The sequence below is a fragment of the Albibacillus kandeliae genome (genome assembly GCF_003116585.1).
GTDB lineage: Bacteria > Pseudomonadota > Alphaproteobacteria > Rhodobacterales > Rhodobacteraceae > Albibacillus > Albibacillus kandeliae.
Map to the genome: position 1 here is coordinate 378,321 of NZ_QEHM01000003.1, position 11,109 is coordinate 389,429.

The window sequence follows — 11,109 nt, forward strand, 5'->3', positions numbered from 1 at the left end:
TTGCTGTCGATAATCGGTATCGTCTTTCCCCTCTTCGCGGTCATCGCGGTGGGCTACGCGTCGGTGAGGGCTGGCTGGTTCAAACCCTCCGAAATGCCGATCCTCGGACGCTTCGTGATGCAGCTCGCCCTGCCCGCGCTGCTGTTTCACGCCGTCGCCTCCCGCGATCTGCACGAGGTGCTCGACCCCGGTTACATCGCCATCATCGTCTGCGGCGGCCTACTGACCATCGCCGTCGCCTTTGCGTGGTTCACCCTGACCGCGCCCGACAAGCGGCGGCGCGCGATGGCGGTGATGGGCACGGTCTGCCCGAACTCCAGTTTCGTGGGTTACCCGCTGATCGTGACGATCTACCCCGACCTCGCCGGTGTGATCCTTGCCCAGAACGTGCTGATCGAGAACATCCTGCTGATCCCGCTGACCCTGATCATCGTCGATCTGTCCGAGAACCGCTCGGGCGTGTCCCCGCTCCGGCTGCTGGGCAAGGTCCTCTACGATTTCGCGCGGCGCCCGATGATCATCGCCCTCGTGGCGGGGCTGATCTTCTCGGTCAGCGGCCTGCACCTGCCCAGCCCCGGCGACCGCTTCCTGACGCTGCTCTCCGGCGCGGCCTCGGCGATGGCGCTGGTGGTGATCGGCGGCTCGCTGGTCGGGCTGCCGCTGACCGGCAACCGCGCGATGGCCATGCAGATCGCGGTCTCCAAGCTGCTAGTACACCCGCTGATCGTCTTCGCCACGGCGAGCGTCCTTGTGGGTGCGGGGGTGATCACGATCTCGCACGAGATGCAGGTCGGCGCCATCCTGTCGACCGCGATGCCGATGTTCGCGCTCTACACCGTCTTCGCGCAGGAGCGCGGTCTGGGCGGCGCCGCCTCGCTCGCCCTCCTCGCGGCGACCAGTTGTTCCTTCTTTACCCTGAGCTTCTTTCTCTGGTGGCTCACCTGACCGCGCCGGGGCTGATGCACCGGCGCGCTGCCCACCAGGCAACCCGTTGATCTTTGCGCTCTGACAGAGCAGGTTCCGCCAATGCCCGCGCCTCTCGCCTTCCACAGCCCCCTCCTTGCCATCTCGCTGAAACTGGGCGCGATTTTCGTCCTCTCCGTGATGGCCGCGCTGATCAAGCAGGCGTCGGAAGAGGTGCCCGCGGGCGAGGCGGTGTTCTTCCGCTCGCTGCTTGCCATCCCCGTGATCCTCGTCTGGCTCTACGCCCGGGGCGAACTGTCCCACGGCCTGCGTACGAAGAACCCCAAGGGGCATTTCTATCGCGGCATCCTCGGCACCATCGCGCAGGGGCTCAACTTTGCCGGGCTCGCGCTGTTGCCGCTGCCCGAAGTCACCGCCATCGGTTACGCCGCGCCGATCTTCACCGTGATCCTCGCCGCCATCATGCTGGGCGAGCGCATCCGCATGATCCGCATCGCCGCGGTCGCCATCGGCCTTGTCGGCGTCACCATCATGATCTGGCCGCGCCTCGGCTCCGGCAACTGGGAGGACGGCGCCACCCTGGGGGCGCTGTTCATCCTCGGGTCCACCTGCACCCGCTCGGTGGTGCAAATCCACATCCGCCAGCTTGCGCAGGTCGAACACACCGCCGCCATCGTCTTCTACTTCTCCGCCACCGCGACCCTGCTGTCGCTGCTGACCATTCCCTTCGGCTGGGTCGTCCCCTCGCCCACCACGCTGATGCTGCTGGTGCTGGCCGGGCTGCTGGGCGGGGTCGGGCAGATCCTCCTGACCTCGGCCTATCGCTTCGGCGCGGCCTCGATGCTCGCCCCCTACGAATACAGCTCGATGATCTTCGCCATCATCATCGGCTATGTCTGGTTCTCGGACCTGCCCACCGTGGTCATGCTCTGCGGCGCCGCGCTGGTCATGGCGGGCAACGGCATTGTCATCTGGCGCGAGCGCCAGCTCGGGCTGCAACGCACCAAGGCGCGGGCCGCCACCGACCCCAAGGTCTGACCTTTACCTCGGCGGCGCTGCGCGCGATGGTGCCCCCGATCAAAGGGAGTGCACGAGATGAGCGACGCCGACGACCACAAGCAGAAGATGCAGGAGGTGCAGGCGAAGCAGCGCGCCAAGGTGGCCGAACTGCAGGATCCGGGCCGCGGCCTCGTCCTCGTCCACACCGGCAAGGGCAAGGGCAAGTCCTCCTCGGCCTTCGGCGTGCTCATCCGGGCACTCGGCTGGAAACAGACCTGCGGCGTGGTGCAGTTCATCAAGGGCAAGTGGATCACCGGCGAGCGGCGCTACTTCGAAGAGACCGGCGGCGTGACCTGGTTCTCGATGGGCGAGGGTTTCACCTGGGACACGCAGGACCGCGACCGTGATATCGCCGCCGCGACCGCCGCCTTCGCCAAGGCGCGCGAGATGATGGAAAGCGGCGACTATGACCTGATCGTGCTGGACGAGATCAACATCGCGCTGCGCTACGAATACCTGACCGTCGATGCGGTTCTGGAGGGTCTGAAGGCGCGGTCCGACCGGACCAGTGTGGTTCTCACGGGGCGCGACGCCAAGCCCGAGATCTGCGAGTATGCCGACCTCGTCACCGAGATGACCGAGGTCAAACACCCCTTCAAGGCCGGGATCAAGGCCCAGCGCGGGGTGGACTTCTAGGCGCTTTACCGGTGGGGAGACGCTCGCTAGGCTCTCCCCATGCAGCCCCACACCCCTCCGATCACCGACACCGGCGTTGCCGCGGCCTTTGCCGCGTTTCCCGAACCGGTCCGCGCCGCGCTGCTGCGTCTGCGCCCCCTGATCTTCGACACCGCCGCGGCCTCGCCCGGTGTCGGCAGGGTCACGGAAACGCTGAAATGGGGCCAGCCCGCCTACCTGACCGCCGAGACCAAATCCGGAACCACCATCCGGCTTGGCCAGCCCAAGGCCGGGGGCTACGCGGTCTTCACCCACTGTCAGACACGGGTGATGCCGGAATTCGCGGCGCTGTTCCCCGGGGACTTCACCTTTGACGGCACCCGCGCGGTGCTCTTTCCCGACGACGTGGCCTTCGACGAGGACAAGCTCCGCCTGCTCATCCGCAGCGCGCTGACCTATCACCTGCCGCCCCCGAAATGACCAAGAGCCCCGGCCTGTACCGGGGCTCCTACTCGTTACCTATCGCTTGGGGGCGATATCAGATGGCCATGCCGGCCGGGTCGAGCACGATCGACCACAGTTCGGTATTGCCGCGGTCCATCAGGCGGACCTTCATCTGCTGGGTGGCGCCGTCGATGTCGACAAGGCCGAAGAACTGGAGACCGGCGCTCGGCGGCAGGTTCACCTGGCCCTCGGCGGGCGCTTTGACAAAGCGTTCCTCGGGGCCAAAGGTCGCGTCCAGCTTGTTCGGGCCGAAGGTCCCCGCGTGCAGCGGGCCCGACACGAACTCCCAGAAGGGCTCGAAGTTCTGGAACACGGCCTTGTTCGGGTCGTAGTAATGCGCGGCGGTGTAGTGCACGTCGGCGGTGAACCACACGGTGTTCTTGATCTGCGCTTCCTTGATGAACTGCAGTAGGTTCGCGATTTCGAGCTCACGGCCAAGCGGCGCGCCGCCGTCCCCCTGTGCGATGGCCTCGATCTTCTCGCCATCCGGCACGACGAGGCCGATCGGCATGTCGGCGGCGATCACTTTCCAGGTGGCCTTGGAGTTCGCCAGCTCGCGCTTGAGCCATGCAATCTGCTCCTGGCCCAGGAACTTGCTCTGCTCGTTGATCTCGGTCTCCTTGTCCTCGCCGTTCGGCCCGCGGTACGAGCGCATGTCGAGGAAGAAGATGTCGAGCATCGGACCGTAGGCGATCTTGCGATAGACGCGGCCGGGCTCGGCCGGGGTGTAGGAGATCGGGGTCATCTCGTGGAAGGCCTGCGCGGCGCGCGAGGCGAGGGTCCAGATCGACTTTTCGGTGTAGCGATCGTCGGCGGTCAGGTCCTTGGAGGCCGACCAGTTGTTGACCACCTCGTGGTCATCCCACTGGTAGAAGGTCGGCACCTGCGCCGACAGCGCGCGGACGTGCTCGTCCATCATGTTGTACTTCCACTGGCCGCGGTACTCGTCGAGGGTCTCGGCCACCTTGAGCTTCTCGTCGATCAGGACGGTGTTCTTCCACATCGTCCCGTCCTTGAGGTCCACCTCTTCCTGCATCGGGCCATCGGCATAGATGGTGTCGCCGGAATGCAGGAAGAAATCGGGCTCGTGCTGGTTGATCGTCGCGTAGGTGCGCATGCCCTGCTCGTCGATGCCCCAGCCCTGACCGGCGGTGTCGCCCGACCAGGCAAACCGGACCGAGCGGCGCGAGGCCGGAGCGGTGCGGAAGTGGCCGCTGATCGGCTCCGAGACACCGTTGACGTCGGCGAGGTCGACCGCGGTGAAGCGATAGAACACCTCCTGATCCGCCGGCAGGTCCTCGACCATGCGCTTGACGGCATAGTCATGGCTGGGCATCGCGGTGAGCGGAGCCAGCTGGCGCGCGTTCTGGAAGCTCTCGGTGGTCGAAACCTCCATCAGCACCTTCGCGGGGCGGTCGGTGCGGGTCCAGATCATGCCCGACGACGTGGTGACGTCACCCGACTGCACCCCGTGGGTGAAGATCGGACGCGACGAGGCGCGGCTGATGGCAGGCATGGCAAGGCTGGCAGCGAAGGCGGTGCCACCGGCGAGGACGGCGCGGCGCGACGGACGGAGGAGTTTCGGCATAGGTCATATCCCTGGCTGGCCCGCAAGCGGGGCAAATTCACAGGGAGCTTGAACTACGGAGTTGTAAAATCTGGCCTGCGGAACGGTTAAGGTTTCATAACGGGTTTATGAAAATGCGCCGCAGCGGTCAGACCAGCGCCGCGATCCTGTCGCGCAGGGCCCTCACCTCGTTCCTGAGGCGGCCCAGCTCGTCAAGCGAGAGGCCGGAAGCCTCGAACACGCAGGCGGTGACCTTCTCGGCCTCCGAGCGCAGGGCACTGCCCTTCTCGGTGAGCGACACCTGCACAACCCGTTCGTCCTCGCTGCTGCGCGCGCGGGTGATCAGGCCAGACTCTTCCATCCGCTTCAGCAGCGGGGTCAGGGTGTTTGACTCGAGCGCCAGCTCCTCGCCCAGTTCCCGGACGCTCCGCCCATCCTGCGCCCAGAGCGAGACCAGCACGAGATACTGGGGATAGGTCAGCCCCAGCGGCGCGAGCAGCGGCCGGTAGAGCCGTGTCATCGCGTGGCTCGCCGAGTAGAGGGCAAAGCAGAGCATATCGCCGGTATCGGGGGTTCGGGTGGTCATGTCGGAAATATAAATCGCGCACGATCAAATCGCAAGGGATTGAAATGAATCGCCGACTCGCTTAATTGAATCGTACACGATCAAATCGCACACGATTTCACAAGAGACCAACCATGTCCGTGACCCCCGTCTACACCGCCCACGCAACCGCAACCGGAGGCCGCGACGGCTCGGCCCGGGTGGCTGATGGCTCTTTCGAGGTGAAACTGGCCGTCCCGACCGAAATGGGCGGCGACGGAAAGGGCAACAACCCCGAACAACTCTTCGCTGCCGGGTATGCCGCCTGCTACATCGGCGCCATGAAGTTCGTGACGACGCAGGACAAGACCCTTGCCAAGGTGCCCGCGGATACCACGGTCGACGCGGCTGTCGGGATCGGCGCACGCGATGAGGGCGGCTTTGGGCTGAAGGTCACGCTGACCGTCACCATGCCCGGGCTCGACAAGGCAGAAGCGCAGCGCATCGCCGATGCCGGCCACAAGATCTGCCCCTACTCGAACGCGGTACGGGGCAACGTCGAAGTCAGCACCGAAGTGGCTTGACGCCGGTTGAGAACGAGAGGCCCCGGGTCAAGCCCGGGGCGGGGGTAGCTTGCGCCCCGGGTTTCACCCGGCGAGGGAAGTCCCCACTCCACGCCCCGGACTTGACCCGGGGCCAAAGCTTCCCACTCCACGCCCCGGACTTGATCCGGGGCCAAAGCTCCCCACCCAACGCCCCGGGGCCTCGCCTAGAATCTCCCGAACCCTCTACCCGATAACCCGCGCAACCTCGGCCGCCGCATCGGTCAGGCCCCAGGGCGGGTTGATCACCACCATGCCGCTGCCGATCATCCCGTGACCGGGCCGCGCGGGCGGAAAGCGCACCTGGTGGTGCAGCGCCTTGTCGCCCATGCTCTCGAGGTCGGCCAGCGCCCGCACCAGCGGATCATGCGCGCCCGAGGCCAGAACCGGATACCACAGGATCAGCACCCCCACCGGCCACTTGCGATGCAGCTGCATCAGCAGCTTGGGCATCCGCACGAATTCGTCCTTCAGCTCATAGCTCGGGTCGATCATCAGCAGCCCCCTGCGCGGCTCGGGCGGGGTGATAGAGATCGCCAGCTGCTCGCCATCGATTTCGCGGACGTCGGCCCGCGTGACCGACCGGCGCAGCACCTGCACCTCGCCCGGGTGCATCTCGGCCAGCGTGATCCGGTCCTCGGGCCGCAGCAGCGCCTCGGCGATCAGCGGCGAGCCGGGATAGGCCGTCGCGCCGCCGGTCGCGCGCACATGGGCCAGCGCCCGCAGGTAAGGGTGATCCGGGGCGAAACGTCCCGCGACCTTGCCGATGCCCGCCGCCGCCTCTCCGGTCTTCAGCGCCTCGGTCCCACCAAGGTCATAAAGACCCCGGCCCGAGTGCGTCTCGATGTAGGACAGCGGCTTGGGCTTCTGCACCATGTAGTCGAGCGCCGAGGCCAGCAGCGCGTGCTTGTGCACGTCGGCCATGTTCCCGGCATGATAGGCGTGCTGGTACGAAAGCATCCCGGCCGACCCTCCCGGCGTCAGAGAACGTAGCGGCTCACGTCGGTAGACCGGGCCAGTTCGCCCAGGTTCTGATCGACGAAGGCGGCGTCCACCGTAATGCTCTCGCCGGAGCGGTCGGGTGCGGTAAAGGACAGCTCCTCGAAGACCCGTTCCATCACGGTGTAGAGCCGCCGCGCCCCGATGTTCTCGACCGACTGGTTCACCTCGGCGGCGATCTTGGCCAGCGCCGCGATGCCGTCGTCGGTAAAGCTCACGCCCACCTGTTCGGTCCCCATCAGGGCCGTGTACTGGCGCGTCAGTGCATTGTCGGTCTCGGTCAGGATGCGCACGAAGTCGCCTTCGGTCAGCGCCCGCAATTCAACCCGGATCGGCAGGCGGCCCTGAAGTTCGGGCAGCAGGTCCGAGGGCTTGGCGATGTGGAAGGCGCCGGAGGCGATGAACAGGATGTGGTCGGTCTTCACCGGGCCGTACTTGGTCGAGACCGTGGTGCCCTCGATCAGCGGCAGCAGGTCACGCTGCACACCCTCGCGGCTGACGTCGCCGCCGCGCGCCTCCTGCCGGGCACAGACCTTGTCGATCTCGTCGAGGAAGACAATGCCGTTCTGCTCGACCGCTTCCAGCGCGGCCTTGTTGACGGTCTCGTCGTCCAGCAGCTTGTCGGCCTCTTCCCCGATCAGGATCTCGTAGCTCTCGGCCACGGTCATCTTGCGCCGAGTGGTGCGCCCGCCAAAGGCCTTACCGAACATGTCGCCAAGGTTCATCATGCCCATGTTGGCGCCCGGCTGACCTGGGATCTCGAACATCGACATGGGGTTCGAATGATCGGCAAGCTCCAGCTCGATAACGGTGTCGTCCAACTCGCCCGCCTTCAGCTTGCCCCGAAACATCTCGAGCGTCGCCTCGCGCGCATCCTTGCCCGCGATGGCCTGCAACACCCGTTCCTCGGCGGCCTTGTGCGCGTTCGCCTTGACGTCCTCGCGCATGTGCTCGCGCGTCATGGCAATGGCGCTGTCCACGAGGTCGCGGATGATCTGTTCCACGTCCCGGCCCACGTAGCCGACCTCGGTGAACTTGGTCGCCTCGACCTTGATGAAGGGCGCGCGGGCCAGCTTGGCCAGACGGCGGCTGATCTCGGTCTTGCCGACGCCGGTGGGACCGATCATCAGGATGTTCTTGGGATAGACCTCGTCGCGCAGGTCGTCCGAGAGCTGCTTGCGGCGCCAGCGGTTGCGCAGCGCCACGGCGACGGCGCGCTTGGCGTCCTTCTGGCCGATGATGTATCGGTCCAGCTCGGACACGATTTCGCGGGGGGTGAGATCGGTCATGTTCAGTCCTTCGATCGGGTGGGGCCGCGCAGGACCTTCGCGGAAGGGCCTGCCAAGAATTTCAGGGAAATTCTTACTTGCGGATCGTCTCCACCGTCAGGTTTCCGTTGGTATAGACGCAGATGTCGGCGGCAATCGCCATGGCGGCGCGCGCGACCTCTTCGGCCGACTTGTCGGTGTCCATCATCGCCCGCGCGGCGGCGAGCGCGTAGTTCCCGCCCGAGCCGATCGCGGTCACGTCATGTTCGGGCTCCAGCACGTCGCCCGCGCCGGTGATCACGAAGATGTCCGCTCCGTCCGAGACGATCAGCATCGCCTCCAGCTTTTGCAGGTACTTGTCGGTCCGCCAGTCCTTGGCCAGTTCGACCGAGGCGCGGGCCAGCTGGCCGGGCGTCGCCTCGAGCTTGGCCTCCAGCCGCTCGAGCAGGGTGAAGGCATCGGCGGTCGAACCCGCGAACCCCGCCACCACGTCGTAGCCGCCGGGGCTGAGACGGCGCACCTTGCGCGCGGTGCCCTTGATCACGGTCTGACCGAGCGAAACCTGCCCGTCCCCCGCAATCACCACTTCGCCGCCCTTCTTGACGCCGATGATCGTCGTGCCGTGCCAGCCGGGAAATTCGTCTTTGCTCATAAGGCCTCCTGATCGCTTGGCAGGCTATATGGAACCTGTAGCGCCGGGGCACAAGGGCAGCGCCTGCGGGCAAGGCAGGCGGAGGCCCACCGCTCCACCTTGTCCCCCGGCAAGACGCCGCCTAACGTCCCCCCATGCCCGAGGACCGCATCCTGCACTTCCATCTCCAGTCGCGCGAGCTTCGGCACGCCCGGGCGGGCCGACACAAATTGATCAACCAGATCAGCGAGGTGGTGCGCGAGTCGGGCTTCGAGATCGCCTTCTGCCGCGACAGCGATGTCGAGTACCTGAGGGCGTCGGAGCGGCCGGGCTACAGCATGTTCCAAATGAACGAACCCGCCAACGAAAGGTCGCTGACCTTCCGTCGCGTCTACGAAAACCCCTTCTGGGCCATCGAGCGCAGCAGCCGGCGGTGGGAGTGGCCGGTGGCGCAGCTCTCCTTCCCCACAGATGCGGTCCCCCGCCGCAGGGCCGACAGTTTCTACCGCTACTGGCGCAACCGGCTGTTCGGCGCCGCCGTCGAACGCCCCACGCGCGAAGGCATCTGCTATGTCCCGCTGCAGGGCCGCCTGCTGGCCCATCGCTCCTTCCAGTCCTGTTCGCCGCTGGAGATGGTCGAGGCCGTGCTGGAACACGACCGCACCCGGCAGATCGTCGCCACGCTGCACCCGAACGAGCGCTATACCGAGGCCGAACAGGAGGCGCTCGCGGCGCTCGCCCGGGCCCACCCCCGGCTGACGGTCGCCACCGGCGGCATGGCCGACCTGCTGGCGCGCTGCGACTACGTGGTGACGCAGAACTCCTCGGTCGCCTTCCTCGGCTATTTCTTCGCGAAACCGGCGGTGCTCTTCGGGCAGATCGACTTCCACCACATCGCGGCGAAGGTGCATGATCTCGGCGTGGCAGAAGCACTGCGGCAGGGCCCCGCGCTGACCCCGGACTATGCCGGGTACCTGCATTGGTTCTGGTTCGAGAACGCCATCAACGCCGGACGCGAGGAAGCCCCCGCGCGCATCCGGGCCCGATTGCAGGCGGCGGGCTGGCCGGTGTGACGCGGCACGGGGAGTAGTCCGGAAAGAAGGGAGGTGTCCGCAAACCGTGTTGGTCGATCATGTCCTTTGGAGCGGACCCACTGGGCAAAGCGCGACGAAGGTCGAGTTTGAACCCACAACGGCCATTGACCAAACACTAGTCGCAAGTCAGGTTGCCCCGGCGGGGGTGCCGATGGCAATATCTCACTTTTCATACCCGGACCAGGACGAAGTGCCATATCTGGAATGGTTCGGTCCGCACTTCCCTTCCGTGTTCGTCGCTCTGAACCCCTTCATCCGAATTCATGACGGTGAGCCCTTTCAAAATGGGAATTGGACGCCACCCGAGGTCATAAGGCGGGCCAAGCGGTGCGGGCAGGCATGCTCTGTGACATGGGCAGAGGTCGCTTCACTATGTGGCTTTACGACCGTTGCCGAAGTCAATCAGTCGCTCCGGCTCACCGGCTCAAAACGCTTGATTCCCGAATTTGCCTCACCAAAGAACACAGCAACTTTGCTCAAACGATGCCGCGAAAATAGTCTCTATCCGCCGGATGAAGGGCTAGCATCGCCACCTTTCGAGTGGTCTTTCGCGTCCTTCGCCCGGGCTTCAGGTCAAGATAGCCTCCTTGCCGCGGACGGTTTCAGCTCGAAAGCCGAACAACTGAAGGTATCGCAGCTTGCTGACCCGGAAGAGCTCAACGAGTTTGCAGAGTTTGCCGCACCGGACGATTCCTTCTACGCGACGATCTACACGGACTATCATTATTGGCTCATCTGCCAAACGTCAGAGTCGCTGTCCAAGGCGCGACCGGAGAAGTTCTTTGAAGGTTTCTATGCCGGTATCGGTACGAATGACTTGTGGGGCCTTGTGCAAACCGATCCCGAGGGAAAGCCGGCTTCGTCCTCATAGCCGACCAACAAAGTATGCGGACACCCTCAAACGAAAAGGCGCCCCTGAAGGAGCGCCTTGTCTGAAACCGGTTTGAACGCCGATCAGATCGAGGAGTCGATCCAGCTTTGCAGCGCGGCCTTCGGTGCGGCGCCGGCGCGGTTCGAAACCACCTGGCCGTCCTTGAAGATGAACAGCGCCGGGATACCGCGCACGCCCATGGCGGCGGCGGAGTTCGGGTTGCTGTCGACATCGACCTTGGCGACCTTGATGCGGCCGCCGTATTCTGCGGCGAGCTCTTCCAGAGCGGGGCCGATCTGCTTGCACGGACCACACCACTCGGCCCAGAAATCGACCACTACGGGAATGTCGGAGTTCTTGACTTCTTCGTCGAAGGTATCGTCGGTCACGGCAACGGTGGACATGATCTGTCTCCTGCAGGAATGCGTTGG

Annotated in this window: 13 protein-coding genes; 7 read left to right on the top strand and 6 right to left on the bottom strand. The window is 65.3% G+C overall.

From position 1 onward, the window contains the following. The 4 genes from DDT93_RS07700 (at position 1) to DDT93_RS07715 (ending at position 3,078) form a co-directional block, all read left to right on the top strand. On the top strand, positions 1-945 hold the full coding sequence (locus tag DDT93_RS07700; RefSeq protein WP_109465222.1) for an AEC family transporter: 945 nt from the start codon (positions 1-3) through the stop codon (positions 943-945). Between the two features lie 81 nt (positions 946-1,026). After that, positions 1,027-1,962 carry a DMT family transporter gene (locus tag DDT93_RS07705; RefSeq protein ID WP_109465223.1) on the top strand — a complete coding sequence of 312 codons (936 nt, stop codon included), beginning with the start codon at positions 1,027-1,029 and terminating at the stop codon, positions 1,960-1,962. A 57-nt stretch (positions 1,963-2,019) separates the two neighbouring features. Then, positions 2,020-2,619, top strand: coding sequence for a cob(I)yrinic acid a,c-diamide adenosyltransferase (cobO, locus tag DDT93_RS07710; RefSeq protein ID WP_109465224.1), 600 nt, complete (start codon positions 2,020-2,022; stop codon positions 2,617-2,619). Between the two features lie 39 nt (positions 2,620-2,658). Further along, on the top strand, positions 2,659-3,078 hold the full coding sequence (locus tag DDT93_RS07715) for a DUF1801 domain-containing protein (RefSeq protein ID WP_109465225.1): 420 nt from the start codon (positions 2,659-2,661) through the stop codon (positions 3,076-3,078). Between the two features lie 58 nt (positions 3,079-3,136). Here DDT93_RS07715 and DDT93_RS07720 read toward each other — a convergent pair whose 3' ends face one another. Together DDT93_RS07720 and DDT93_RS07725 are read right to left on the bottom strand one after the other, a co-directional pair. Then, entirely contained in the window at positions 3,137-4,690 is a 1,554-nt protein-coding gene (locus tag DDT93_RS07720) for an alkaline phosphatase D family protein (protein WP_109465226.1), read from the bottom strand. Between the two features lie 127 nt (positions 4,691-4,817). After that, positions 4,818-5,255 carry a MarR family winged helix-turn-helix transcriptional regulator gene (locus DDT93_RS07725; RefSeq protein ID WP_109465227.1) on the bottom strand — a complete coding sequence of 146 codons (438 nt, stop codon included), beginning with the start codon at positions 5,253-5,255 and terminating at the stop codon, positions 4,818-4,820. A 113-nt stretch (positions 5,256-5,368) separates the two neighbouring features. Here DDT93_RS07725 and DDT93_RS07730 point away from each other — a divergent pair, with 113 nt between their 5' ends. Beyond that, the gene (locus tag DDT93_RS07730) at positions 5,369-5,797 is read left to right on the top strand and encodes an organic hydroperoxide resistance protein (RefSeq protein WP_109465228.1); all 429 of its coding nucleotides are present in this window, start codon (positions 5,369-5,371) and stop codon (positions 5,795-5,797) included. Between the two features lie 204 nt (positions 5,798-6,001). On the opposite strand, the gene DDT93_RS07735 is transcribed toward DDT93_RS07730, so the two are convergent. The 3 genes from DDT93_RS07735 to hslV form a co-directional block, all read right to left on the bottom strand. Next, complete coding sequence (locus DDT93_RS07735) at positions 6,002-6,775, bottom strand: 23S rRNA (adenine(2030)-N(6))-methyltransferase RlmJ (protein WP_109465229.1); 774 nt, start codon at positions 6,773-6,775, stop codon at positions 6,002-6,004. Positions 6,776-6,795: 20 nt separating this feature from the next. Then, a complete protein-coding gene (gene hslU, locus DDT93_RS07740) occupies positions 6,796-8,103 on the bottom strand; it encodes an ATP-dependent protease ATPase subunit HslU (RefSeq protein WP_109465230.1) in 1,308 nt (435 codons plus the stop codon). A 73-nt stretch (positions 8,104-8,176) separates the two neighbouring features. Then, complete coding sequence (hslV, locus tag DDT93_RS07745; protein ID WP_109465231.1) at positions 8,177-8,734, bottom strand: ATP-dependent protease subunit HslV; 558 nt, start codon at positions 8,732-8,734, stop codon at positions 8,177-8,179. Positions 8,735-8,943: 209 nt separating this feature from the next. Here hslV and DDT93_RS07750 point away from each other — a divergent pair, with 209 nt between their 5' ends. Both DDT93_RS07750 and DDT93_RS26455 read left to right on the top strand, forming a co-directional pair. Continuing rightward, complete coding sequence (locus DDT93_RS07750; protein ID WP_232825395.1) at positions 8,944-9,786, top strand: hypothetical protein; 843 nt, start codon at positions 8,944-8,946, stop codon at positions 9,784-9,786. Positions 9,787-9,958: 172 nt separating this feature from the next. Next, positions 9,959-10,678: a hypothetical protein gene (locus DDT93_RS26455; protein WP_157960124.1), complete on the top strand. Its 720-nt coding sequence runs from the start codon at positions 9,959-9,961 to the stop codon at positions 10,676-10,678. Between the two features lie 83 nt (positions 10,679-10,761). Here DDT93_RS26455 and trxA read toward each other — a convergent pair whose 3' ends face one another. Beyond that, entirely contained in the window at positions 10,762-11,082 is a 321-nt protein-coding gene (gene trxA, locus DDT93_RS07755; protein ID WP_109465233.1) for a thioredoxin, read from the bottom strand. Positions 11,083-11,109: the final 27 nt, after the last annotated feature.